At 69.0% G+C, this 23,782-nt stretch carries 19 protein-coding genes; 6 read left to right on the top strand and 13 right to left on the bottom strand.

Going from position 1 to position 23,782, the window contains the following annotated elements; all coding sequences use genetic code 11:
• The first annotated feature begins 19 nt into the window (after positions 1-19).
• From D7Y11_RS45140 to D7Y11_RS06720, 3 genes are all read left to right on the top strand, one after another.
• The gene (locus D7Y11_RS45140) at positions 20-1,252 is read left to right on the top strand and encodes a zinc ribbon domain-containing protein (protein ID WP_126933277.1); all 1,233 of its coding nucleotides are present in this window, start codon (positions 20-22) and stop codon (positions 1,250-1,252) included.
• A gap of 113 nt (positions 1,253-1,365) precedes the next feature.
• Positions 1,366-1,869 (top strand): cytochrome c-type biogenesis protein, encoded by a 504-nt coding sequence (locus tag D7Y11_RS06725; RefSeq protein ID WP_120578278.1) that lies wholly within the window; start codon positions 1,366-1,368, stop codon positions 1,867-1,869.
• Between the two features lie 3 nt (positions 1,870-1,872).
• Entirely contained in the window at positions 1,873-2,835 is a 963-nt protein-coding gene (locus D7Y11_RS06720; protein WP_126933276.1) for a tetratricopeptide repeat protein, read from the top strand.
• Positions 2,836-2,839: 4 nt separating this feature from the next.
• Here D7Y11_RS06720 and D7Y11_RS06715 read toward each other — a convergent pair whose 3' ends face one another.
• From D7Y11_RS06715 to D7Y11_RS06670, 10 genes are all read right to left on the bottom strand, one after another.
• Positions 2,840-3,802, bottom strand: coding sequence for a D-2-hydroxyacid dehydrogenase family protein (locus tag D7Y11_RS06715; protein ID WP_126933275.1), 963 nt, complete (start codon positions 3,800-3,802; stop codon positions 2,840-2,842).
• A gap of 36 nt (positions 3,803-3,838) precedes the next feature.
• On the bottom strand, positions 3,839-5,035 hold the full coding sequence (locus D7Y11_RS06710; RefSeq protein ID WP_120578280.1) for a GNAT family N-acetyltransferase: 1,197 nt from the start codon (positions 5,033-5,035) through the stop codon (positions 3,839-3,841).
• Between the two features lie 80 nt (positions 5,036-5,115).
• Positions 5,116-6,294 (bottom strand): DegT/DnrJ/EryC1/StrS family aminotransferase, encoded by a 1,179-nt coding sequence (locus D7Y11_RS06705; protein WP_167548721.1) that lies wholly within the window; start codon positions 6,292-6,294, stop codon positions 5,116-5,118.
• Complete coding sequence (locus D7Y11_RS06700; protein WP_121752230.1) at positions 6,282-7,400, bottom strand: GNAT family N-acetyltransferase; 1,119 nt, start codon at positions 7,398-7,400, stop codon at positions 6,282-6,284. Before D7Y11_RS06700 ends, D7Y11_RS06705 begins: the two co-directional genes overlap by 13 nt.
• Before the next feature lie 36 nt (positions 7,401-7,436).
• Positions 7,437-8,519, bottom strand: a complete 1,083-nt coding sequence (yvcK, locus tag D7Y11_RS06695) for a gluconeogenesis factor YvcK family protein (RefSeq protein ID WP_121752216.1) — start codon at positions 8,517-8,519, stop codon at positions 7,437-7,439.
• A 110-nt stretch (positions 8,520-8,629) separates the two neighbouring features.
• Entirely contained in the window at positions 8,630-9,997 is a 1,368-nt protein-coding gene (gene exoE / locus D7Y11_RS06690) for a polyisoprenyl-phosphate hexose-1-phosphate transferase ExoE (protein WP_120578283.1), read from the bottom strand.
• A 110-nt stretch (positions 9,998-10,107) separates the two neighbouring features.
• Positions 10,108-10,845, bottom strand: a complete 738-nt coding sequence (locus tag D7Y11_RS06685; protein ID WP_120564433.1) for a CpsD/CapB family tyrosine-protein kinase — start codon at positions 10,843-10,845, stop codon at positions 10,108-10,110.
• 36 nt (positions 10,846-10,881) lie between these two features.
• The gene (locus D7Y11_RS06680; protein ID WP_121752229.1) at positions 10,882-12,291 is read right to left on the bottom strand and encodes a Wzz/FepE/Etk N-terminal domain-containing protein; all 1,410 of its coding nucleotides are present in this window, start codon (positions 12,289-12,291) and stop codon (positions 10,882-10,884) included.
• Positions 12,292-12,328: 37 nt separating this feature from the next.
• Positions 12,329-13,513, bottom strand: coding sequence for a hypothetical protein (locus D7Y11_RS06675; protein WP_120578284.1), 1,185 nt, complete (start codon positions 13,511-13,513; stop codon positions 12,329-12,331).
• A gap of 50 nt (positions 13,514-13,563) precedes the next feature.
• Complete coding sequence (locus tag D7Y11_RS06670) at positions 13,564-14,133, bottom strand: polysaccharide biosynthesis/export family protein (protein ID WP_120578285.1); 570 nt, start codon at positions 14,131-14,133, stop codon at positions 13,564-13,566.
• Positions 14,134-14,540: 407 nt separating this feature from the next.
• Here D7Y11_RS06670 and D7Y11_RS06665 point away from each other — a divergent pair, with 407 nt between their 5' ends.
• Complete coding sequence (locus D7Y11_RS06665; protein ID WP_120578558.1) at positions 14,541-14,732, top strand: hypothetical protein; 192 nt, start codon at positions 14,541-14,543, stop codon at positions 14,730-14,732.
• A gap of 138 nt (positions 14,733-14,870) precedes the next feature.
• Here the strand turns inward: D7Y11_RS06665 and D7Y11_RS06660 are convergent, their stop codons facing one another.
• The gene (locus tag D7Y11_RS06660; protein ID WP_126933274.1) at positions 14,871-16,427 is read right to left on the bottom strand and encodes a phosphatidylserine/phosphatidylglycerophosphate/cardiolipin synthase family protein; all 1,557 of its coding nucleotides are present in this window, start codon (positions 16,425-16,427) and stop codon (positions 14,871-14,873) included.
• Positions 16,428-16,688: 261 nt separating this feature from the next.
• Here D7Y11_RS06660 and D7Y11_RS06655 point away from each other — a divergent pair, with 261 nt between their 5' ends.
• Complete coding sequence (locus D7Y11_RS06655; RefSeq protein WP_126933273.1) at positions 16,689-18,722, top strand: amylo-alpha-1,6-glucosidase; 2,034 nt, start codon at positions 16,689-16,691, stop codon at positions 18,720-18,722.
• Between the two features lie 133 nt (positions 18,723-18,855).
• Here D7Y11_RS06655 and D7Y11_RS06650 read toward each other — a convergent pair whose 3' ends face one another.
• Both D7Y11_RS06650 and D7Y11_RS06645 read right to left on the bottom strand, forming a co-directional pair.
• Entirely contained in the window at positions 18,856-21,540 is a 2,685-nt protein-coding gene (locus D7Y11_RS06650; protein ID WP_158624480.1) for a kelch repeat-containing protein, read from the bottom strand.
• Between the two features lie 349 nt (positions 21,541-21,889).
• Positions 21,890-22,567, bottom strand: coding sequence for a tetratricopeptide repeat protein (locus tag D7Y11_RS06645; protein ID WP_158624479.1), 678 nt, complete (start codon positions 22,565-22,567; stop codon positions 21,890-21,892).
• On the opposite strand from D7Y11_RS06645, the gene D7Y11_RS06640 reads away from it, so the two are divergent.
• A complete protein-coding gene (locus tag D7Y11_RS06640) occupies positions 22,566-23,729 on the top strand; it encodes a WD40 repeat domain-containing protein (RefSeq protein WP_158624478.1) in 1,164 nt (387 codons plus the stop codon). The two genes, D7Y11_RS06645 and D7Y11_RS06640, sit on opposite strands and share 2 nt — an antisense overlap.
• Positions 23,730-23,782: the final 53 nt, after the last annotated feature.

Below are 23,782 nucleotides of genomic sequence, written 5' to 3'. Positions count from 1 at the left end.
CCAGCGAGGTGGGCTTCCCATGCAGTGCCCCGAGTGCGGTGAAAGCGCGGCGGACGTCCGCTTGATGTACTGCGAGAACTGCGGCGCGAAGATGCCCGCACGTCCCGCGCCCCCGCCCCGAGCCAGCAGCGCCAGGAGCAACCGCCCCAGCCGTCCCATGACCGAGCCGGCCTATGCGGCGGAGATCCTGGACGAAGAGGAGGAAGACCGGCGCCAGGCCAGCGGCGCTCAGCCCCCGCGCGGCTCCAAGGCACAGCCTCCGCCAGAGGAGTTCGAGGACGAGGATCCGTACACGGGCCCCCGCTGGCTGAAGGACGTGCCGGGCCACTCGCAGAGCGTGTTGGGCGTGGGGCTGGTGGCGTTCTCGCTGGTGCTGTCCATCCTGCCGTTCTTCCCCAGCGTGGGAGTGCTGGGGACCTTGCTGTCGCTGGTGGGCTGCGTGGCGCTCGTCGCGCGGGAGCTGCGCCGCGACGGCAACGCGCCCGGCTGGGTGGACTCCGTGCCGCTGGTGCTGATGAGGCCGGAGATCCCCGCCGCGTTCACGCTGCTGCTGCTGGCGCTGTCCGTGCGGCTGCTGTCCGGCTTCAACCTGCTCTTCCCCATCTGGGCGGCGGGGACGGCGCTCATCGCCGTGGAGCAGTACAAGCTGGTCATCGCGGAGCCGGACGGCGTGGCGCGCGACTTCGACCTGCGCTCGCTCCTGGGCTTCCCCCGGGTGGTGGCGCTGGCGGGCGTGGCGGTGTGCGTGGTGGCGCTCTTCCTGTCGTGGGGCAAGGTGATGGCGGACGGCTCGGCGCTGCCGGACAACGCGCCGGTGCCGGGCGGCGTGCGCAGCGTGCCGGCCGAGCTGCGCGTGATTCCCACCACCCGGCCCTCGGACGACTCTCTCTACAGCGCGGGGGGCGGCGTCGCGTCGCGCTCGGGCTGGGACCTGCCGTTGTCGGAGCTGCCGCTGCTGGCGCTCCTGTCGCTGCTCGTGCTCGCGGCGCTGCGGACGGACGTGGAGCGCCCGGCCTTCCTGCGGTGGGTGCCGGTGGGCGCGGTGAGCGTGAGCCTGCTCTGGGCGCTCGCGGGGGTGAAGCTCGCGGTGGGCCCCATCGCGTTCCTCCTGGGCCTGGGGGCGGTGGGCTTCCATGCCGTGCGCCACGCGCTGGGCCGCGACGAGCCGGCGGAGTACCTGCCGCCGGAGGACGACCCGTACGACCCGGACCAGGACCTGGAGACCGAGCCCGACTCGGGCTACCGGGGCTAGGCCGCTGGCTTCAATCGGAAGGGCTGCCCGGGCGGCGGGCGTGCGGCCCAGGATTCCGTGTGCAATACCCGTCAGGGGGCGGTAGTTAGGGACGGCCCCCGCTGGAGCCCCCGATGAATGCCGTCCTCGTCTCGTTGACCCTCGCCCTGAGCCTTGCCACGGGGCAGTTCGCGCCGCAGCAGGCCGCGAGTGAGCCTCTCGCGCCGGCCCAGGAGGCGCGAGTGCAGCAGCTGGCGAAGAAGCTGCGCTGCGCGGTGTGCCAGGGCCTGTCGGTGGCGGACAGCCCGTCGTCCATGGCGCGCGCGCAGCTGGACAAGGTGCGTGAGCTGGTCTCCGACGGAAAGACGGACACCGAAATCGTCGACTACTTCGTGGCGCGCTACGGCGAGTGGGTGTTGCTGGAGCCGCGCGCGGAGGGCTTCAACTGGTTCGTGTGGCTGGGGCCGGTCGCGCTGGTGCTGGGCGGCCTCTTCGTCATCCTGAAGCAGCGTCAGCCATTGCCAGAGGGCGCCGCGCCCGCGGAAGCCGCGCCGGTCCCCTCCCCTTCCACCCCCGCGCCGTCCACGGACGAAGCGGACCCCTACCTCCAGGCCGTGCGCCGGGAGCTGGAGCGCTAAGCCATGCAGCCCGAGCCCACCAACTGGTTGCCCGGAATCATCGTCCTCTCGGTCGCCTTCGTGCTGGCGGCCGCGTGGCTCCTCTACATGAAGATGAAGACGGGGAGCGCGCTGCCGTCGGACACCACGGCGAAGGCGGACGGAACGGCGGACGACCTGGCGCAGCGGGCGCAGTCGCTCATCGAGCAGCTGCGCACGCTGGAGGCGGAGAAGCACCACTTCACCGCGGAGCACTACACGGCGGAGAAGGCGCGGCTGGAGAAGGAAGCGGCCGCGGCGCTGCGCGCGAAGGACGAGCACCAGAAGCGGCAGGCGGCGGGAGTGAAGGCGCCCGCGCGCAACGTGCCGGCGCCCTCGGGCTGGGCGTCGCGCAACCCGCAGATGGTGGGCGCGATGTGGGGCGCGGGCGTGGTGGTCTTCTTCGGAGGGCTGGGCTACCTGCTCGTCTCCGAGCAGAAGCCGCGCGAAGAAGGCCAGATGGGCACGGGCGCGACGCCGCCGGGCATGGCCCAGCAGCAGCAGATGCCGCAGATGCCCGAGATGAACGACGAGCTGGAGCAGGCGCGTCAGCGGCTGGCGTCGAACCCGGGCGACGTGGAGGCCGCGTCGATGCTGAGCCACGAGCTCATCCGTCAGCAGCAGTTCGACGAAGCGCTGAAGGTGACGCTGAAGGGCCTGGCGGTGGATCCGTTCAACGTGGAGCTGCGGGTGCACCGGGGCGTGCTGCGCGCGGCGTCGCAGGGCGACTTGCAGGGCGCGGAGCAGGAGCTGATGGAGCTGGTGGACACGTGGCCGGACGCGCAGGAGGCGCTCATCTTCCTGGGCAGCCTGTCGCTGCGCCGGGGCGACAAGGCCGGAGCGCTGGAGCATTTCGAACGCTTCACGGTGGAAGTGCCCAAGAACATGCAGCCCCCGCAGCTGGCCCCCGCCATCGCCCAGCTGCGCGAGCAGGTCGCGCAGCAGTAGCCAGTCAGCCCAGCCCGCGGATGGGCGCACCGTCGAGGAACGCGCGGATGTCCTCCACGGCCTCACGGAAGTACGTCGCGTAGTTCCCCTGGGACACGTATCCCAGGTGCGGCGTCGCCAGCAGATTCGGCAGCGTCCGCAACACGTCGTCCACGGGCACCGGCTCTGTTTCAAAGACATCCACCGCCGCGCCCGCGATGACACCCTGCTGGAGTGCCTCAACCAGCGCCGCCTGATCCACGATGGCCGCGCGCGACGTGTTGATGAGGTACGCCGTGGGCCGCATCCTCGCGAGCTCCGCACGCCCCACCAGCCCCCGCGAACGCTCGCCCAGCACCAGGTGGATGGACACGAAGTCGCTCGTCTCCAGGAGCACCTCCTTCGACGCGGCCCGCGTCACGCCCACCTCCCCTGCCCTCGCATCCGTGAGGTTCGGGCTCCACGCGACGACGTCCATCCCGAACGCCGCACCCACGCGGGCCACCCGGCTCCCGATCTTCCCCAGGCCCAGGAGCCCCAGCCGCTTCCCGTGCAGGTCCACGCCCACCGAGTGCTGCCACGGGCCCCCCTGCCGGAACGCCGTGCTCTCCCCCACCACGTTCCTCGCGAGCGCCAATATCAACGCCCACGTCAGCTCCACCGGAGGCTCGGTCGCGCTCGCCGTCCCGCACACCGTCACGCCGCGCGCGGTGGCCGCGGCCACATCGATGGACGCATTCCGCATCCCCGTCGTCACCAGCAACCGCAGCCGTGGCAGCCGCTCGATCAGTGACTTCGGAAACGGCGTGCGCTCCCGCATGACGACGAGCAGGTCGAACGGCGACAGCGCCGCGACCAACTCCTCCTCACCGGAGAAGTGCTCGCGGAGCACCGTCACCTCGACCTGTCCGCTCACGGAAGACCAATCCGCGAGCCGCGTTGAAACACCCTGATAGTCATCCAGGACAGCGCAGCGCAGCTTCTCCATGGCACCCGCCAGGATCCGCCACGCCGCCACCGAGCGTCAATGCACCGCGGCCTTCCGCCGACGGAACCGGCGCACCTTCTCCACCAGTTCATCCGACAGCACACCCTTCACCGCGTTGCGCGTCTGTCGGGCCCACTCCTCGGAGCGCGTGAACCACGTGCCCGCGAAGCCCGCGCCGTGCGCGCGCAGGGACACCGTCTGGCGCTGCTTCGTCACCCAGTCGGACTTGTACGTCTCCGTGCCTCGCAGGAAGTCGTACTCCGTCAGGCCCATGTCGATGGCGTCCTTGAACGTCTCGCCCACCAGCACCAGGCCCACGCTGCGGTTGCGCCACGCCGGGTCATAGCCGGACTGGAAGTACACGAACGTCTGGCCATGCAGGATGCCGTACACGGACGCCACCGCCTGGCCGCCCACCTTCATCGTGTACATCCGCAGCCGGCCCCGCTCCGCCAACCACTGCGTCGCGTCCCGGTGGAACGCCTCCACCCCGGCGCCCTTGATGCCCTGCGACCCTCCATCCGAGGACCAGCGCAGCGCATGCAGCCGGAAGAAGTCCGTCATCGGCCCGGCAAGCGCACCCGGCGCGTCCGTGCGCTCGATGCGGTAGCCGTCCTGCTTCTCCAGCCATTTGCGGCGGCGCAGGTAGTTGTCCCGGCGGCCCGTGCGCTTGAGGAACGCATCGAACGGCTCGCCCGGCACCAGCGTCTCGTACGGGCACACGTAGCGCTCCGTCACGCGCACGTCGCCAAACACCTCGCGCGCCACGCCGAGCGTCGTCGAACCCTCGCGCAGGTCCGTCAAATCCAGCACGTCCCACTCGTCGCGCAGCCCCTGGAGCACGTTGAAGAACGTCCGGGCCACCTCCGCCTCACGGCCCTTGCGCGCCACCACGTCCAGGTAGTCGCTGCCCACGTGCGTCTCACCCAGGAAGCCCAGGCGCCGCACGCGCATGCCATTCACCCAGCGGTGCTCCAATCCCAGCGGCAACAGGCCCACCAGCGTGCCCAGCCTGTCACGCGCCGTCAGCACCAGCGGCCGCACGTCAGGCGAGATGCGCCGGCACCACGGATACAGCCATTCCCACGCGTTGAACGGACCGGCCGTGCTCGCATCCAGCAGCGAGTTCCACTCCGCCCGCATCCCCGCCAGCTGCGAGGCACTGCCCACCGCCGCCACGTCCAGCCGCGGCGCCAACCTCGGCCCCGACGTCAACTCGTCTTCGCGGATCACCGCGTCACCCTGATGCCTTTCCCGAAGCAATGCCCCGGCCCCCGGGGGCGATTGCAACCCGGGAGCCAGCCCCTGTTCCCTCACGACGCGCGCTTGCTCGGCCGGCGCTCGGACTTCAGCGCCTCCCGGACCACGTCCGCCACCTGCCCCATGACTTCCGGCGACAGATCCTGGTGGCACGGAATCTCCAAAATCGTGCGCCGCAGCTGCGCGACCTCCGGGAACTCCGACGGGTCGCACGCGGGATGGAAGCGCTTCCAGAAGTCGATGGCGTCGATGCCCTTCTCACGCAGCTTCGCCAGCAGCAGCTCCTTGTCCTGCACCACCATCGGGTAGAACAGCGGGCTGACGCCCGGAGGCAGCTGGTTGAAGAGCGGCGGCGACACGTCGCGCAGCCGGCCCAGCAGCAGGAAGTAGTTGCGGCGGCGCGCCTCGACGATGGACTCCAGGTCCTGCGCCAGGGCAATCCGCTTCGTCAGCGGGCTCATGCCCAGGTCCACGTGCCGCCGGTCGAAGTGCTGCGTGCCCGTGGCCACCCGCTCGATGCTCGCGGCCTTCACCGTGCCGTGCCCCACCGAGCGAACCAGGCCGCGCAGTCCCCGGCCCACCGCCCCGCCGCGCAGCTCCATGTTCTGCAGCAGCGCGGACACGGTGTGGCTGAAGGTGGATGCCAAGGGCGGCGACGGCGGCTCCGGCAGGCTGTACGAGCGCTTGCCGTTGACGACCAGCGCACCTCCATTGGGAACCGGAAGGGTCTTGTAGAGGCAGAAGATGCCCACGTCGCCCGTGGTGCCCAGCGGCGTCGCGCCGTCCGAAGACAGGAGCGACAGCGCGCAGTCCTCAATCAGCGGGATGCCGTGCTCGTCCGCCAGCTTGCGCATGGCGTCCACCGGCCCCGGGAAGCCCGCGTAATGGATGAGATAGAGCGCGCGCGTCTTCGGCGTAATCCGCTTCGCCACGTCCGCCACGTCCACGTCCCAGCGGCTGCCCACGCGGTAGAAGCGCGGAATGGCGCCCGCGTCCACCACCGCCTCCACCTCCACGCCGTGGTGGTAGGCGGGCATCAGCACCTCGCCGCCATCCAGGCGCAGCATCTTGATGGTCAGCCAGACGGCGTTGCGCGCGAAGTAGAAGTACCGCGCGTTGGGAGACGAGAACGGCGGCAGCGCCCCCGGACGCGGCGGGGCCATCAGCATGCCCGGCCACAGCGTGGGCAGGGACGGCACGAACATCTTGTCGGTCGTCTTCACTTCTTCCATCGCGCCACCACCTCTTTCGCCGCCGGTACCCACCGGAACTTCGCCGCGCACAGGGCCCGGCCGAAGGCGGTGTCGTTGAACACGTAGAGCCAGGTGTGCCGGCGGACCTGATCCGTCCAGTCGCGCTTCCACACCATGTCCGGCCCCAGGAAATCGAACTCGGTGAGCCCCCGGTCCAGGCAGTCCGCCAGCACCTCCTCCATCAGGAGCTGCCCCGGGCTGCATTCCTTCAGGGACTCGTCGTAGCCGGGCTTCAGCAGGAAGTAGCGCCCGCCGAACTCCAGGCCGTACTGGAACGCCACCGCGCGCCCGTCCACGCGCAGGAAGTACAGCGCCAGCCGCTTGCGGTAGGCCGAGTCCCGCGCCAGCTCCGTGTAGAAGCCGCGCGTCTTCGCGTCCTGCGCCATGGCCGTGCCATTCGCGCCCTTCCAGCCGCTCTGCTCCAGCAGCAGCCCTTCCTCCAGCGTGCCCTCCAGGTCCAGCCCGCCGGAGATGCGCTCGAAGGTGACCTTCCCCTTCTCCTCCAGCTTGCGGCGCCGGCGGCGGCAGTTGGCCTTGAACTTGGACGGCAGCTTCGCGAAGTACGCGTCCTTCTTCGCGGGCAGCGGCACATAGGGCGACTGCAGCGACTCCCACTCGCCCACCGGCAAGCGGGCCTGCTTCGCGGCCTCCATCAGGCGGAAGCCCACGCCGCCGTCCGGCACGTCCGTCAGCCGCAGCACGTCCCAGCCGCCCGTCGCGCGCAGGTGCGCGAGGAAGGCCTGGGCCGCGGCATCCGGCTCCCGCGCCAGCATGTCGAAGCGGCAGGAGTGCGCGTTGGCCGCGGAGGTGAGCTGGCGGACAGGAACGCCGTACATCGACGTGCGCTCCTCCACCAGCGGCAGCGCGGCGGTGAGCGTTCCATCCTCGCCGCGCATCAGCAGCACGCGCATGCGTGCCCCGGCGGCGAAGTTGTCCAGCCACAGCCGCAGGAACTCATGCCGGTAGAACAGCTCGTGGGAGGTCGTCTCCACCAGCTGGTTCCACTCGGCTTCCAGGGACATGAAGTCCGCCCGGTCGTTGACTTCCACGACCTGGGAGGCAGTCGATAGTTGAATGGCTTCCATGTTCGCGGGCCCCAAGGTGGTGATGGCCAATGCGGCCTACAACCCGCTGCGCGCCATCTTCAGCAGGCAGGCAGCGACCTTGCGGCTGTCGTGTCGGATCTTGGAACCTTCCTTGAGGAGGTCCGCCTGCACCGGAATCACGCCGGAGGACAAGAGCTCCCGCGTCTCCGCCGTGACCATGAAGGAGCCCTTGCGCGCATAGCGCTGGATGGCATCCTCATTGGGCGCCCGGCCGTTGACGAGCACCGCGTCCAGCACCGGCCCCACGTGGTCGATGACGGCCTGCACGTGGTCCAGGCAGTTCATGCCGTCCGTCTCACCCGGCTGGGTCATCAGGTTGGCCACCATGACCTTCAGCGCGCGCGTCTCCTTCAGCGCCTGGGCCACGCCATCCACCAGCAGGTTGGGCAGCACGCTCGAGTACAGCGACCCCGGCCCGATGGCGATGAGGTCCGCCGAGTAGATGGCCTCCAGCAGGCCGTCCACCGGCGGCGGAGAACGGGGGCTGAGCGACACGCGGCGCACGCGGCCCTGGGCGCGGCAGATGTTGCGCTCGCCCACGACCTCCGTGTCGTCATGCATCTGGGCGACGAGTTGCACCGACGCGAGCGTGCTCGGCAGCACCTGTCCCTGCGCGCCCAACAGCTCCCCGGACAGCCGCACCGCCTCCAGGAAGTCGCCCTTCAGCTCCGCGAGCGCGGCGATGAGCAGGTTGCCCACCGCGTGGCCCGCGAGGCCCTTCGCGCCGCCGAAGCGGTACTGGAACACGTCCTTCAGCGCACTCTTGCCCCCCGCGAGCGCCACCAGGCAGTTGCGGATGTCACCCGGGGGCAGCACGCCGTGCTGGCGGCGCAGGCGGCCGGAGCTGCCGCCGTCGTCGCTCATCGCCACGACCGCGGTGATGTCCACGCCTGGCTGGCCGCCCTTGGGGGCCGCGCGCCGGGCCAGCCCCTTGAGCACCATGGGCAGGCCCGTACCGCCGCCCATCGCGACGATGCGCGTGGGACGGTTCTTTGGCGCCTGCAGCAGCTCGTTGCGCTCCACGGCCTGCTGCTTGCTGCGCGCGTCGTCCTGGTTCCACTGCTCTGAGAACGGTGCGTCCACGTCCATGCCCACCATGTTCCGACCCCCTCGCCCATCCCAATCCATGGCTCTCCACCCTTGGCATCCCGGCCTCCCCCGACAACCGGAGGCCGCGGACGGTCATCAACGCCTACTACTGAACCGAGCTACCGAGCACCCCGCCCCAACAGCACGTGCCGGACGGTGTGGAAGATGATGCCGACATCGAGGAACAGCGACCCGTTCTTCACGTAGTACAGGTCGAACTCCAGCTTGTTGCGCGCGTCCTCCACCGAAGCGCCGTAGGGGTAGCGGATCTGCGCCCAACCCGTGATGCCCGGCTTCACCGCCTCGCGCACGCCGTAGAACGGAATCTGCTGCTTGAGCTGCTCGGTGAACACCGGGCGCTCCGGACGAGGGCCCACGAAGCTCATGTGGCCCAGCAGCACGTTGAACACCTGCGGAATCTCGTCGATGCGCGTCTTGCGGATGAACTTGCCCACCCGCGTGACGCGGTCGTCGTTGGAGCGCGCCCACACCGCGCCGTTCTTCTCCGCGTCGGTGCGCATGCTGCGGAACTTCCAGAGCGGATACGCGTGGCCACCCAGGCCTACGCGGTCCTGCCGGTAGAAGACGGGGCCCCTGGAGTCCAGCTTGATGGCCAGCGCCACCAGGATCAGGAAGGGCGAAGCCATCAGGAGGAGCAGCGACGCCACCGCCACGTCGAACACGCGCTTGAAGGCCCGGCGCAGGGGCGACACCGTCATCTCATCCGCGAAGGCGAAGTCGCTCGCTCGCAGGAACTGCACCGGGATGCGGCGCAGCACGCGCTCGCAGAAGCCCGCCGCGTCGTACACCCGCCGCCCGTCCAGCCGGCAGCGCAGCAGCGAGTCCACCCAGTTGGCGCCGCGCATGTCATCCGCGGCCTGCACCACGTAGGAGGCGTTGAGCCGAGCCGCCATCGCGTCCAGCGGCTCCTCCACCTTGCGCGGGTCCACCAGGGCCACCACGCGGAAGGAACCCTCGCCGCCGTCTTCGATGGCGCTCGCCACCGCGCGGGCCTTGAGGCCATCACCGACGACGAGCACCGCGTCGGGTTCACCCACCAGCGCCCGGATGGAGACGCGCACCACCAGGGTGCCGGCCAGGGCGCCCATCGCGCCACCCAGCAGCGTGCCCGGAGGCAGCACCACCGGCAGGGCCAGCGGCAGGAGCAGCATCACGCCACCCGCCACCATCGCGGTGACGCCCGCGGCCTTGAGGAAGCGGTAGCCGCGCGTCCGGTCCTCGGCCGCGATGCGCAGGTCATACAGGTCCAACAGGTACAGCGTGAACTGGAAGGTGACGACGAAGGCCAGGCCCAGTCCCACCAGCGTCGGCCACAGCGTGGCGAACGGCGGCTGGGAACCCAGGGGCGCGAAGAGGGCCGCGCAGGCCGCGGCACCCGCGACACAGGCCAGCGCGATCGCCGAGGACTCGGCGAGGAAGAACGTCAGTTTCTTGGCTGAAAAATAGTGGTGGAAAACGCGAAGCACGTGACTCCTCCAACCCCAACCCGCCGCCGCTCCAGGCCCTCCGCCCATCGCACCTCATCGGTGCGAGGAGCGGGTCGGGCCACGAATCACTTCAACTCGACAACCGACTGCTACTTCTTCACGTAGTTCTTCAGGTACGGGGTCGCGTTCACTTCCGCCCCGTTGAGCACGCAGCCCACCAGCGCCGCGCCCGCCAGCTGCTCCACCGCCTGGTTCACCACCTTGGAGGGGGTGACGTTGGCGCGGATGACCATCAGCACGCCGTCCATCTGGTGGCCCAGGATGGCCGCGTCCGCGAACGGCAGCGTGGGCGGCAGGTCCACGTACACCTCGTCGAAGCCCTCACGCACCGCCTTGAGGAACTGCTTCATGCGGGCGCTGGCCAGCACCTGGGTGCTCTCCTCCGGCGTGGAGCCGGCGGGGATGACCGCCAGCCGCGTGGAGTTGAAGCGGCGCACCACGTCGCGCACGTCGCACTCACCGGCCAGCAGCTCCGCCAGGCCCACCTTGTTGCGCATGCCCAGCGTGGGGGCCACCTGCCCCCGGCGCAGGTCCGCGTCCACCAGCAGGATGCGGCGCTCCGGGTTCGCCCGGGCCGCGGCCAGGGCCAGGTTCACGCTCGTCACCGTCTTGCCCTCGCCGGGCATCGCGGAGGTGAGCGCCACCACCTTCATCGGACGCTGCTCGCGCATCCGCTCCAGGCGGTAATACAGGGTGCGGTACTGCTCGGCGGCCGCGGAAGCAGGGGCCGTGAGCGTCACCACCCGGCGGTCCACTGCGTTCGAGGAAGCCGCGCTCTCATCCACGCGGGGGAGGAAGTTACCGGCCCGCTCCATCGTCGAATCCATCTGAGTTCTCCAATCCTTTCCGTAGGGGGTCGGCAATTAGTTCAGGGAAGTAGGCGAGGAGACGCTGTTCTTGCTCCCAGCCATCGGCATCAAGATCCGCTTCTCCGTCTTGCCTTGCATGTTCGGGACCACCGCCAGGACAGGGAGCGTGATGCGCTCGCGGACCTCGGTGCCATCGCGCAGGCTGTCGTCGCGCATCTCCAGGACGGTGCCAGTCAGGACACCCAGAGACAGGGCCACCAGGGCGGCGATGAGCAGGCCCGTCATGCGGTCAGGGCGAGCAGGCGAGGAAGGCACACCGGCGGGCGAGATGACATTGAACAGGCTCTTGGCGCTCTTGGCCTCCAGCTCCTGGGCGATCTCCGCCTCCACCTTGCGGCTCACCACGCTCTGGTACTTGGTGCGGGCGATTTCGTAGTCCCGGTTCATGACCGCCAGCTCCTGGGCCCAGCGCGGGGTGTTGTTCAGCCGCGCCTGGTACGCCTCGGCCTGCTTCTGGAGGTCCACGATGTCCTTCTGCACGTTGCTGATGAGCGTGGACACGCGGGTGCGCTCGTTGCGCTCGGCGAACATGCGGCCTTCGGCGTCCTTGCGCTGGGCGCTGATGTCACCCAGCTCACGCTCCATCCGCTTCACTTCCGGGTGATCCGGCGTCCACTGCGTCTTGGCCTGCGTGAGGGTGCGGGACAGCCCGCTCTCCGTGGCCTCCAGGCGGCCGGCCTCGCTGTCCGCGGCGTTGCGAGCGCGGGCCAGGTCGGAGCGGCGCGCTTCGGCGGTGCGCAGCTCCTCGGACTTCATCTGCAGCTGGGCGCCAATGCGCTCCAGGCCGCGCATGTTCATCTCCATCTGCTCGGGCAGCTCGCCCAGGTGGTCCACCTTGAACTTGGAGATCTTCGTCTCCCAGGAGGACACGGCCTTGCCCATGGCGACCATCTCCTCGGTGAAGAGGTCGGTGGCGCGGGCCGCCTGCGTCTGGCGGATCTTCAGCGTCTCCTCGGAGAAGATGGCCGGCAGGCGGTTGGCCACCTGCGCCACCACCTGCGGGTCTCGGCCCGCGTAGGTGAGCTCGAAGGCCGTCTCACCCTCGACGCGCACGGTGAGGTCCTTGCGCATCTGCTCCACCGCCGCCTCGATGCCCTTATCGGACACGAGCTCCGGGTAGAGGTTCATCTCCTCGATGGCCTTCTGCAGCACCGGCCGCGCCAGCAACTCCTGGCGGACGGTGACGAGCCGCTGCTCGATGAGCTCGCTCACCGTGCGCTGGACCATCTCCTCGCCAGGGCGCTGCGGCTCCACACGCACCACCACGGACGCTTCATAAATGCTCGGCCGGGTCATCACGATGGCCGCACCCAACACGAAGATTGCTGCAGCGATCGCCCCCACCAGGGCCTTGCGGCGCCACAGCGCCGAAAGCAACTGGTCCGCCGTCATCCCACGCTCCATGATCCGCTCCTCCATCCTCGTAGCTCTCAAAGGTTGCCTACCAAGCTGTCATGACCAGACGGAGGGCGAACACGTTGCGTGTCAGGTCCCCCGCCCCAGCGACATCCGCCGCACCCACCTGCGCGATGCGGTCGAACGCGCCCTGCAGCGCCAGCTTCCGGCTCAGCCGGTACTCGACGCCTCCACCCACCGCATAGCCCTGCGACACGTTCGTGGTGTTTCGCCACTGCGTGTAGTTCTCACCGGGCGCCGTGCCGTTCCGGAAGAAGCTGGCCGCCCCGAAGGCCGACAGCTTCTGCGTGAAACGATGCGCCCCCATCACCGACGCGTAATCCGCCCACACCGCGCCGGAAAAACCGCTCGCGCCCACCAGGTCGTGGCCCACGGCGAAGCCGAAGTCAGTGCGCTCGCCCTCGCGCACCAGCTCCACCGCCACGCGGGGCATCCACCCGCCGCGCGTCGCGTCCGAAGGCAGGTAGCGCACCGGCCCGCCCCGGAGGGTGAGCGTGGTGGGCCGCGTCAGCCGGTAGCGCAGGGCCGCGGAAGCGCCGTGCGCCTGGCTGTAGTCCTGGTCGTACAGGAAGCCCTGGTAACGGTACTCGGCGCCCAAGGACAGCCGGCGCGTGGTGCGGTACCACAGCTCCACGGACGGGGTGTGCGCATAACCCGCCACCCGTCCCGGCTCGATGATGCGCGTCGCCTCGAACATGTAGTTGCCGCGCACGTCCAGCCGCTCCGACACGCGCCCCGTGAGCCCCACCTTCGTCTGTGCATAGAAGGTGGGCGCCGTGGAGCGCGCCAGGCCGTCACGCGGCAGCGACGTGGGGTCGGTGACGCGGAACACCCGCGCGCTGGCGTCCAGCCGCAGCCGCCGGGACAACACGTCCCGGAAGCCCACGCCCGCGCGGTGGTCCACCGTCGTCGTCCCGGAGCCGTGCCGGGCCAGGAGGTCCGTGGCGTAGAAGGACTCGAGCGTCAGCTGCTCGTTCTTCACGTCCAGGCCCAGCCGAGGGGACAGCTTCGTCATGAACTGCCCGTTGGTGCCAGTCCCGCCCAGACGGATGTCGTTGTCGAAGCGCTCCTCCGCCGTGAGGCGGAGCCGAGGCTCCAGGATGGTGGCCGCCTGCGCGGCCGGCGCGGCGATGAGACAGCCTGCAATCACTGCCCGCTTCCAGTTGCCCCTCACCGCCGCCCTCCCGTCCTGACCCACGCCCACGCCCATGTTCGCTGCTTCCCGGTGTCTGTCTTTGATGGCTTCGCGTCCGTCCTGATTCACGGGACGACGACGGTGTCACCCGGCCGCAGGATGACGCTCTCGCCGTCGGGGGAGACCAGGTCGCTGTAGCGCACCGGGATCTGCCCGCCCTTGCCGTCCGTGCGGATGACCACGATGCCGTCGGAGTTGGCGAAGTCCGTGAAGCCGCCGGCCAGCGCGATGGCCTGCAGCAGGGAAACGCGGCCGCGCAGCGGGTAGGCGCCCGGGTGGGCCACTTCGCCCGTGACGAAGACGCGGCTGCTGTTGACCTCGCGGACGATGACCGTCACGCGCGGCTCCTGCACGTACGGCTGCAGGCCCGAACTGAGCGCCTCCGCCAGCTCCGTGGGCGTCTTGCCCGCGGCCTGGATCTCCCCCACCATCGGGATGGAGATGAAGCCGTCGGGACGCACCGGCACCGTGCGCGACAGCTCCTGATCGCGCCACACGCTCACGTCGAGCACGTCCTCGCGGCCGATGCGGTAGGGCTGCTCCGCGTTGTCGACCTTCAGCGTCTGCTGGTGAGCACAACCCGACAGGAGGAGCATCCCCATCACCGTCCAGAACCCCGTGCGCCGCATTCCCATCTTCCGCTCTCCTTCGTTCACTGATGTTCCGTGCGATCCACCGTTCACACGCCCTGAAGGGCCGGGTGGTTCGCTTCTGGCGGAGGCTCTTAGCAGCGCGTGTGCCAGCGGCTGGGGGGAGGGAAAACCCTTGGAATGCAGTGGGTTACGGCGTGCCACATCAGGCGCACATGGGCGCATCCGGGAAAAATTCCGGTCCTACCCCGGTGTTCGCCCCTGTGCTTTCTGCCGTTCGCTTCCACAGGGTGGAAGAGGATTGCCCAACGCGAGCCCCGTACCTTCCACGCCCTTTCGGGCTCCCCCCGGGCCCCCCAAGCCAGGGCCCTGGCACGGGACTTGATAAGGGATTGGGCGTCGGACAGCGGTAGTGGTTCAGGGGTCCAATTCAGTCCAGAGGGGGACAGCGGATGGGCAAGGTGGCAGGGGCGGTGGGGGTGGTGTTCATGCTCGGAACCAGCATCGTGGGCCTGATGGGGGCCTCGCTGGGCAACGGCGTCGAAGCGGGAGTGCTGGGCATGGTCGGCCTGGCCCTGTACGGCGGCAGCTCGCTCTTGAGCGGCAGGGCGGCGGAGCCCGCGGGCGTCGCGAAGCAGGCGTAGCGCCTCAAGTCAGCGCTGACTGAAACGCTGTAGGAAGCACAGGGCCTTCGGGCCGGATCAGCGAAGTGGGGAGCCAGGCTTCCCCCGCTGCCGGCCCGTGGGCCCGTGTCGTATCCGGGCCCTGGCCTCCCCTTCACTTCAAGGCTGACGAGGCTCGGCTTCCGGAGCGTGGGAGGCCTGCGCGTCCGGCAGCGCGCGCGGCTCCTGGACGGAGGCTCGAGGCGGCACCTCCTGCTCCGGCAGCGGCTGCTGTTCAGTGCCCTGCGCTTCCTGACGGCGCAGGCGCATGGCCCGGCTCCACAGGGCGATGCCAGCCCACGCGCCCACGACCGCCGCGGGCACGGCCACGACGTGGGGCCAGTAGAGCGCCACGCCGGCCAGTGCCAGCGGCACCACGCCCGCGCCGAAGACGACCTTGGATTCGGTGCGGCCCAGCTCGCGGTGATTGGTGACGGCGGCGCCCACGGTGTTGCCCAGGCGCACCGCGCCCGCGGCCGCGCGGCTCATGCTGCCCCGCCGGCCGCGAGTCCCCCGCTGCCCGCGAGGAAGAGGAGGCGCGGCGGTCATGCGACGCGCCCTTCCACTGAGCACCACCTCCGTCGCGTGCTCCAGGTCCTGGAGGTACATGTCCTCCATGCACCGGGCGAAGGGAGCGTCCTCCACGGCGACGTCGATCTCGGAGTTGCCCAGCCAGCTGGCGGGGTTGAGGTTGGACGAACCGACGCGCGCCCAGGTGCCATCCGCCACCGCCGTCTTGGCGTGGAGCATGGTGCCATTCCATTCATAGACGCGGATGCCGGCCTCCAACAGGGGGCGGTAGCCGGCCTGGGTGAGCGGGCGCAGCGCGGGGATGTCGCTACTGCCGGGCACGAGCAGCCGCACATCCACTCCGTCGCGCGACGCGGCCCGGAGCGCCTGCACATAGGTGGCGGTGCCCACGAAGTAAGCGTCGGTGAGCCACAGCCGCTTGCGCGCGAGCGAAGCGATGAGCTGGTCCACGCGGAAGAGGCCCGCGCTCCAGGGCACGCCGGCCACCACGCGAAGGGACACGTCCCCCATGGTCAGGGAGGCGCGAGCGGACAGGCAGCCCTCTTCATCCAGAGGAGGGCCCACGGTGCTCCACCCCTGGGCGAAGGCGCGCACCAGGTCCGCCACGGCGGGGCCGCGAATCTCCAGGCCGGTGTCGCGCCAGGGGGCCACGCCCTTCTGCTCGTCGCCCACCCACTTGTGGCTCACACACAGGCCGGAGACGAAGCCCACCTCGCCGTCCACGGTGAGGGTCTTGCGGTGGTTGCGGCCCAGCCACGCCAGGGGCCGGTCGAACTGGAAGGGATTGAAGCAGCGCACCTCCACGCCCGCGTCGCGCAGGGTGCGCCAGTAGTGGCGGGACGCGGTGCCCTGGCAGCCCAGCCAGTCATAGAGGACGCGGACCTGCACGCCGTCGCGAGCACGGGCGGCCAGCGCGTCCGCGAAGGCGCGGCCCACGTCGTCGTCTTCGATGATGTAGTTCTCGAAGAGGATGGAGCGCTGGGCCTGCTGGATGGCTCGGAGCCACGCGGGGTAGTTCTCGCGAGCGTCGCGCAGGAGGTGCACGTCGTTGCCCGGTACGAGCGGTGCGCCCGCGGCGCGGGAGAAGACCTGTTCGGCGAGGTTGTGCTGCCGGCCGCTGATGCCCGATGACTTCACGATGCCCACGGCGTGTCTCCTCGGGAAATCGGGGCGCGCCCGAAGGCTCTGGGTGAGGTGCGGTCCCCTTGGGACGGTCGCAAGGGCTTCGCGTGAACGGATTCCAGCGCGCTCAATGAAGCGTCGAGGGCCTGGCTGCCCGGCTGTCCTCCCCTCGAGTCCGGGGACCGGGGGATGCGCTGTGTGGCGCGGGGGTGCATGAGCAACCTCTCTTCCTACCCTTTCCCGCGCGTCTCCGCCCAGGGGGACGGGCGAGGAGGAGACGAAGGCGTGAACGAACCAGCCCCTGCCCTGCCCCGCCTGTCGTTCGATTTCCCGGAAGGCGCCGACTTCAGCAACGGCGTGAACCACGAGTGGCTCCTGACCAACGGCCGAGGGGGCTACGCCTCCGGCACGGTGGTGGGCTGCAACACGCGCCGATACCACGGCCTGTTCATCCCCACGTTGGAGAAGCTGGGCCGCACGGTGCTGATGGCGAGGTTGGAGGAGACGGCGCTGGTGGACGGGGAGCGCTACCGGCTCACGTCCGAGGAGCACGACGACGGCACCACAGTGGAGGACGGCGCGAGGCACCTGCGGCACTTCCATCTGGAGGGACTGATTCCGGTCTGGGAGTACGCGGTGGGGCGTGCGCGGCTGAGGCGCCGCTGCGTGATGGTGCACGGAGAGGACACGGTGTTCCTTGCCTGGGAGCACCTGTCCGGTCCGGAGGTGACGCTGCACCTGCGGCCGTTCCCGGTCATGCGCCCGCATGACGGGCCACTGTTGAAGGACGTGGGAGAGCCCATCGTCACGCTGCGAGGCCCGCTGCTGGAGCTGCGCAACGGAGAGGACGGTCCGATCCAGCGGATGCGGCTGTATGCGGACGGGCCCACGCCGTACGTGAGCCTGGCGGAGACCTCCAGGCCCCAGCACCTGCGGACGGAGAAGGCGCGCGGATATGACTTCACGGAGGTGCAGCACTCACCGGGCTACTTCACGGCGACGCTGAAGCCCGGGGGCACGCTCTACTTCGGGCTCACGACTCAGGCGCCGGGACACCTGCTGGAGCGGAATCCCAAGGAGGTGTTCGAGCGGGAGCTGGGGAGGCAGGAGCGCCTGTTGGAGCGCGCCCCCGAGCATGGGCGCACGGGCGTGCCGGCGCGACTGGTGTTGGCGGCGGACCAGTTCATCATCGATCCGCCAAGGCCCGCGGACGCCGCGTGGGCACGGTCGATGGGATTGGACGCGAGGAGCGTCATCGCGGGCTACCCGTGGTTCACGGACTGGGGCCGGGACACGATGATCAGCCTGGACGGGCTGACGCTGGCCACGGGGCGCTACCGCGAGGCGGCGGCCATCCTGCGCACGTTCGAGCACTACGTGCGGGACGGCCTGATTCCGAACTACTTCCCGGACGGAGAGAACGAGGGCGTCTACCACACGGCGGACGCGACGCTCTGGTTCTTCCACGCGGTGGACCGATACCTGGAGGAGACGGGAGACGAAGCGCTCCTGCGCGACCTGTTCCCGACGTTGCAGGACATCGTGGCGCACCACCAGAAGGGCACGCGCTTCCACATCGGCGTGGACCCGGCGGACGGGCTCCTGCGGCAGGGGCAGGACGGCTACCAGCTCACCTGGATGGACGCGAAGGTGGAGGGCTGGGTGGTGACGCCGCGCCGGGGCAAGGCGGTGGAGATCAACGCGCTGTGGTTCAACGCCCTGCGCCTGATGGCGGGCTGGGCGGAGCGGCTGGGACTGGAATCAGGGCCGTACCGGGCCGCGGCGGAGAAGGCGCAGGGCAGCTTCAACCAACGCTTCTGGAACGAAGCGGGCGGGTGTCTCTACGACGTGGTGGACGGAGAGGATGGCCGCGAGGACGCGAGCGTGCGGCCGAATCAGGTCTTCGCCATCTCGCTCAAGCATCCGGTGCTCAAGCGAGACAAGTGGGCGCGGGTGCTGGAGGTGGTGCGCCGCGAGTTGGTGACGCCGGTGGGGCTGCGCAGCCTGGCGCCGGGGAGCAGGGACTACAAACCGAAGTACGACGGAGACCTGCGGGCCCGCGACGCGGCCTACCACCAGGGCACGGTGTGGGGCTGGCTGATGGGCCACTACGTGGACGCGACGTTGAAGGTGTCCCCGGACATCAAGGCCGCGAGGGCCCTGCTGTCTGGAATGGAGGACCACCTGTCACGCGCGGGGATTGGACAGATTTCGGAGATCTTCGACGCGACGGAGCCCTACCGTCCGCGAGGCTGCTTCGCTCAGGCCTGGAGTGTCGCTGAGGCACTGCGGGTGTTCAGCAAGACGAACCTGGGGTGATCAGTCTTCCGACACGAAGACGGCCTCCTGCTCGGCTGCGCCCCTGGGAGTCGAGACACAGCGGAGCAGGAGGTCTTTCATTCGCGGCCCCTCCATGAAGAGGAATCCCATTCACGGTCGAGCCACACGCGTGTCAGGGCCAGCATTCGTAGACGTTGAACGAAAGCCAGTCCCCGAGGATAGAGCACCGTTCACCCAACGAGCACGTCTGCCCCTCCGGCTGTGAGGATAGGCACCGGTCCCCGAGGGCGGGGCAGCTGCCGTAATTGCACCCGCCCGGGCAGTAGTCGTAGCACGACTCCACACTCGACAGGTGCAATGTGCCAGTCTGGGCGATGCAAGCTCCGTTACTGCACGTCCAACCTGAGGAACAGGTCTGGACCAGGGTGTCGGTGGAGCCGCAGGTGCCTCCACCGCAGCCGGTACCGGTCACCCTCCGGACGTCATTGCCGCTGCAGTAGGTGCTGCTCCCGGTGGAGCACGTCTGGACCAATGAGTCCGAGGAACCACAAGCCCCCCCACTGCAGCCGGTGCCCGTGCTCCTGCGGACATCATTGCCGCTGCAATAGGTGCTGCTCCCGGTGGAGCACGTCTGGACAAGTTGCTGGCTGGATGCGCAGGAGCCACCGCTGCAGCCGCTATTGACCGTTCTATAGACGGTATTGCCGCTGCAGTAGGAACTGCCGACGCCCGTCTGACACGTCTGGACGAAGTTGTCGGTGGAGTCACACGAGCCACCGCTACAGCCGGTGCCCGTGGTCTGACGGACGTCGTTGCCACTGCAGTAGGTGCTGCTCGACGTTGAGCACGTCTGGACCAGGGTGTCGCTGTAGCCACAAGAGCCACCGCTGCAACCCGTTCCCCTGCTCCGGCGGACGGAGTTGCCGCTGCAGTAGGTTTCGCTTGAGGTGGAGCACGACTCGATGAGTTGCTGCGTGGACGCGCAGGCATTGTTGACGCAGCCACCGTAGACGGTCTGGTAGGCGCCATTGCCGCTGCAGTAGGGCCCGCTGGTCCCCGTCTGACAGGTCTGGACCAGGGTGTCGGTGGAGGTGCAGGCACCGCCACTGCACGTGCCGGTGCCGGTAGTCCTCCGCAGGTTGTTACCGCTGCAATAGTCGGTGCTCGCGGTGGAGCAACTCAGGGCCGTTCCTCCGCAGGTGCCCGAGCCGTTGCACACGTCGCCCGTCGTGCAGGCGTTGCCGTCGTCGCACAGGGTTCCCGCGGCCTTCGACGGATAGGTGCACACGCCATTGCTATACGTCCCCGGCGAGCCATGGCAGGCGTCCGGCGGCGTCGTGCAGGCCGGCGCGCCCGCGCAGACTCCCGCCCCGTTGCACACGTCATTGAGCGTCCCACCATTGCCATCATCACAAGCAGTGCCCGCGGCCTTCGGCGCATAGGTGCACGCACCATCGCTGCACGTACCCGCCGCCGCGTAGCACTGCCCGGGCGGGCTGTTGCAGCTCACCGGCGTCCCCGCGCACCCACCAGCCCCGTTGCACGTCTCCTCCACCGTGCACGCGTCTCCGTCATCACAAGCGGCGCCCGAAGCCTTGTACGCGTAGGAGCACGCGCCATCGCTGCCGCACGTGCCCGCCGCCGCGTAGCACTGCCCGGGCGGACTGCTGCAACTGGTGGCACTTCCCGCGCACACGCCCGCACCGTTGCACGCGTCCTCCCCGGTGCACGCATCCCCGTCATCACAACTGGTGCCCGAGGCCTTCGGCGCGTAGCTGCAAACCCCGTTGCCGCACGTCCCGGCCGCCTGGTAGCACTGGTTGGGAGGGCTGTTGCAGCTCACCCCTGCGCACGCGTCATACACATACGTCTCCGCCGTCTTCAGGCTCGCGCCGCTGGCGCCGATTCCACCTATCACCAGCACCTTCCCCCGCCCCTCCAGCGGCACCGCCACGTGCACGTACCGCGCGCTCCCCATCGCGGTCGTCGCACTCCACAGCCGGGTGTCCGGGGCATACACCTCCGCACTGCCCAGCGCGTTCGTCGCCGCGCTGCCGTACATGCCTCCGGCCACCAGCACCTGTCCCGAGCTCAGCGGCGCCGCCGTGTGCAACTCGCGCGCGGTGCCCAGCGCACCCGCCGCGCTCCACTGTCCCGTGCTCGGGTCGTATTCCTCCGCCGTCGCCACCAGCCCGGTGCTGCTATTGCGCCCGCCCACCACCAGCACCTTGCCGGAAGGCAGCAGCGTCGCCGTGTGGTTGTGGCGCGCGGTCGACAGGCTTCCCGTCGCCATCCACGTATTGCTCGAGGGCGTGTACAGCTCCGCGCTCGTCAGGCTGGTGCTCGCTCTTCCTCCCACCACCAGCACCTGGCCCGAGGGCAGCAGCGTCGCCGTATGGTTGCGTCGCGGCATTGCCAGACTCGCCCCCGCGCTCCACGTGCCGGAGGCCGGGTCATACACATCCACCTTGCCTTGCGGTCCCGAACCGTTCCCGCCGCCCGCAACCAACACCTTGCCCGAGGGCAGCAACGTCGCCGTCAGGGAGTCCCGTGCCACTCCGGTGGCGAAGCTGCCAGCGGAAGTCCAGGCATTGGAGGCCGGGTCATAGAGGGCCGTGGAAGCCAGACGGCCCGTCGCGTTCTCCCCGCCCGCCACCAGCACCTGGCCCGAAGGCAGCAGCGTCGCGGTGAGGACCTGCCGGGGCTCCGGCATGGGGGCCGCGGCCGTCCAGGTGCCCGTACCCGAGTCGTAGAGCGTCGTGGAGGACAGATACCCGCTGGTGTTGTACCCGCCCGCCACCAGCACCTTGCCTGAGTCCAGAGCCACCGCCGCGTGGTACTTGCGAGACTCCGCCATGTCCGCCGTCGCTTCCCATGCCTCCACCAGGGCGGAATCGCCGCGAGCAAGCGACGGCTCTTCGGGCAGCTTGCTACAGCTGACAACCCCACAGACAAAAGCCAACAGCAGAGCCCGGCCGGCTCGCATTGTGTGCATGACATCTCCGTGAATGGAGGCGGCCTCACGCCTCCCTTTGACTTGCTTTGGAGACTCAGCCTGCCTCACCCTCCGTGAAAAACACAATCGGCCGATATCAAAACCCCAACCTGGGAGGTCTGACTCCGGAGCACGCACAATGACTCCGGATGAGTCATCACAGCCCCAGCAGCGCAAGGTCTCGGAGTTCAGCAAGACAAGCAGCAGGTGCTCAGGTGTTCTTGAGCTTCCGCAACCATCGAGCGGACTTCGCATGTCCCAGGCTCGCGGCATCACGAAAGTGACGCATGGCGCGCGCCTTGGACCTGGGCACGCCCTCGCCGTTCGCGAACATCAACCCCAGGTTGAACGACGCGCTGGGATGCCCCTGCCCCGCCGCCAGCCGAAACCAGGCAAAGGCACGCAAGGCGTCCGTCGGAAGGCCCACGCCATTGGAATAGTTGTAGCCCAGGGCCAACTGCGCTTCCGCGTAACCGCCCTTCGCGGACATTTCGTAATACGCATTGGCTCGCTTCAGGCTCTTGCGGACGCCCTTTCCCAGTTCATACGCAAGACCGACGTTGTAGGCCGGAATCGCGTGTCCCTGCCGTGCATGCTTCCGGTAGATCCGGACCGCTTCCTGCTGCTGATGGGCCTCGGTGCTCTCGAACAGGAGATACGCCAGGTTTCCCTCGGCGACGGCGAATCCCAGGGCGGCAGCCCGGCGATACCAGGCTTCCGCGAGGGCCTTGTCCTTTCGGGCCCCCCTGCCATTGTCATAGGCGAGGCCCAGGTTGAAGGCCGCGACATCGTCTCCCAATGCGGCTGCTTTCTCCGTCCACATCCGGGAGCGCTTTGGATCACGCCGGACGCCATCTCCGTAGAGGAAATGGAGCCCCACGTTCGTCATGGCCTCCATCTTCCCGAGCCGCGCCGCCGTGAGGTACGCCTTCGAAGAGGGCCTTGCGGTCGTCAGGCCGCATCTCCTCGATCGTCCACGCCCTGCCCATGGCCGCATCCGCCAGGGACCGGACGGCAGGAGCCTTCCTTCTCACGCGCGTTTCCATTCCGGCCTACACGACATGAGCCAGACAGACCTGACCCGTGCGGTCATCACCCCTGCGAATGCGCGCGGCCTGAAACGTGTGCGGCAGTTGGGTTCCCAGCTCGACTCCGTTCGCTGGGAAAAGCTTTGCTTTGACCCGTCAGGCGCCCGGCTGCTCGCGAAAGCCGCCTCCCTCCTGCGGTGGTGGAACCTGGACACGGCAACGGACGTCGCCAGCGGCTCGGTAGAGTTGAAGATGGAGCCCATCGAGGCCCTCTTCCACGGTTCGAATCACATCGTGACCGCGGGTCCGCCGGTCGCGGAGGCCGCTGTCGCCTGGCGGCCTCGGCTCATGGCCTTCTCCACGACGGACGGCTCGCTCTGGCGTGAGGAAACCCTCTCCGCGCCCGCCACCGGGCTGGCCATGTCCCGAGATGGCATGCTGCTGGCCATCCTGGAACGTGGCGAGGCCCTCCTCTGGGACGTGGCAGGCTGGAAACGAATTCGTGACCTGCCAGGCGTTGAGTGGCACGTCGAGGTCAAGGCGTGCGCATTCTCCCGTGACTCACGCTTCGCGGCGGTGATCGTAACGGATTACGATCATGACCAGGCGGCGCTCTACCTCTGGGACCTGAAGGCGAGCTCTCATCCCTGGGTTCATCCCCTGGGGTTTCAGTTCGCGGCGAGCGTTGCATTCCATCCCACGCGGCCCCTGCTTGTCGCGAGAGGGGTCCGCGAGGTCGTGGTGATGGATGTGCATGAGCGTCGCGTCCTGGGGACGTTCAACGACTACAATCATTACGTGAGCAACCTCGACTTCAGTCCGGACGGAGACTTGATGGTCTCGTCCACTGATACCTATGGCTTCATGCTCCACGACTTCGATACCGGCGAGGAGCTGTTCCGCCACTCGGACGAGAGTGAGTTCCCTACGGGAGATGCGGTCTTCTCACCCGATGGCCGATTCATTGCCTTGGCCCAGGGAGATGGAACCGTGGGCCTTTGGGGTGTGAGCCCCGTGGCTTGACGCTCCAAAACCAGACGTGCCATGAACCCCTCTGAGGTGGCGGGAAGGCCACT

Source organism: Corallococcus sp. AB018 (assembly GCF_003986945.1).
GTDB classification, from domain to species: Bacteria; Myxococcota; Myxococcia; order Myxococcales; family Myxococcaceae; genus Corallococcus; species Corallococcus exiguus.
Note: the sequence above shows the minus strand (reverse complement) of the source record. Positions and strands in the feature narration are given on the sequence as shown.

What these genes read in the sequence shown, in the direction of transcription:
- D7Y11_RS45140 (WP_126933277.1), top strand. Translation starts at nt 20, where the DNA reads ATGCAGTGCCCCGAGTGCGGTGAAAGCGCGGCGGACGTCCGCTTGATG.
- D7Y11_RS06725 (WP_120578278.1), top strand. Translation starts at nt 1,366, where the DNA reads ATGAATGCCGTCCTCGTCTCGTTGACCCTCGCCCTGAGCCTTGCCACG.
- D7Y11_RS06720 (WP_126933276.1), top strand. Translation starts at nt 1,873, where the DNA reads ATGCAGCCCGAGCCCACCAACTGGTTGCCCGGAATCATCGTCCTCTCG.
- D7Y11_RS06715 (WP_126933275.1), bottom strand. Translation starts at nt 3,802, where the DNA reads ATGGAGAAGCTGCGCTGCGCTGTCCTGGATGACTATCAGGGTGTTTCA.
- D7Y11_RS06705 (WP_167548721.1), bottom strand. Translation starts at nt 6,294, where the DNA reads ATGGAAGAAGTGAAGACGACCGACAAGATGTTCGTGCCGTCCCTGCCC.
- D7Y11_RS06700 (WP_121752230.1), bottom strand. Translation starts at nt 7,400, where the DNA reads ATGGAAGCCATTCAACTATCGACTGCCTCCCAGGTCGTGGAAGTCAAC.
- yvcK (WP_121752216.1), bottom strand. Translation starts at nt 8,519, where the DNA reads ATGGTGGGCATGGACGTGGACGCACCGTTCTCAGAGCAGTGGAACCAG.
- D7Y11_RS06685 (WP_120564433.1), bottom strand. Translation starts at nt 10,845, where the DNA reads ATGGATTCGACGATGGAGCGGGCCGGTAACTTCCTCCCCCGCGTGGAT.
- D7Y11_RS06680 (WP_121752229.1), bottom strand. Translation starts at nt 12,291, where the DNA reads ATGGAGCGTGGGATGACGGCGGACCAGTTGCTTTCGGCGCTGTGGCGC.
- D7Y11_RS06675 (WP_120578284.1), bottom strand. Translation starts at nt 13,513, where the DNA reads ATGGGCGTGGGCGTGGGTCAGGACGGGAGGGCGGCGGTGAGGGGCAAC.
- D7Y11_RS06670 (WP_120578285.1), bottom strand. Translation starts at nt 14,133, where the DNA reads ATGGGAATGCGGCGCACGGGGTTCTGGACGGTGATGGGGATGCTCCTC.
- D7Y11_RS06665 (WP_120578558.1), top strand. Translation starts at nt 14,541, where the DNA reads ATGGGCAAGGTGGCAGGGGCGGTGGGGGTGGTGTTCATGCTCGGAACC.
- D7Y11_RS06650 (WP_158624480.1), bottom strand. Translation starts at nt 21,540, where the DNA reads ATGGCGGAGTCTCGCAAGTACCACGCGGCGGTGGCTCTGGACTCAGGC.
- D7Y11_RS06640 (WP_158624478.1), top strand. Translation starts at nt 22,566, where the DNA reads ATGGCCTCCATCTTCCCGAGCCGCGCCGCCGTGAGGTACGCCTTCGAA.
- D7Y11_RS06645 (WP_158624479.1), bottom strand. Translation starts at nt 22,567, where the DNA reads ATGACGAACGTGGGGCTCCATTTCCTCTACGGAGATGGCGTCCGGCGT.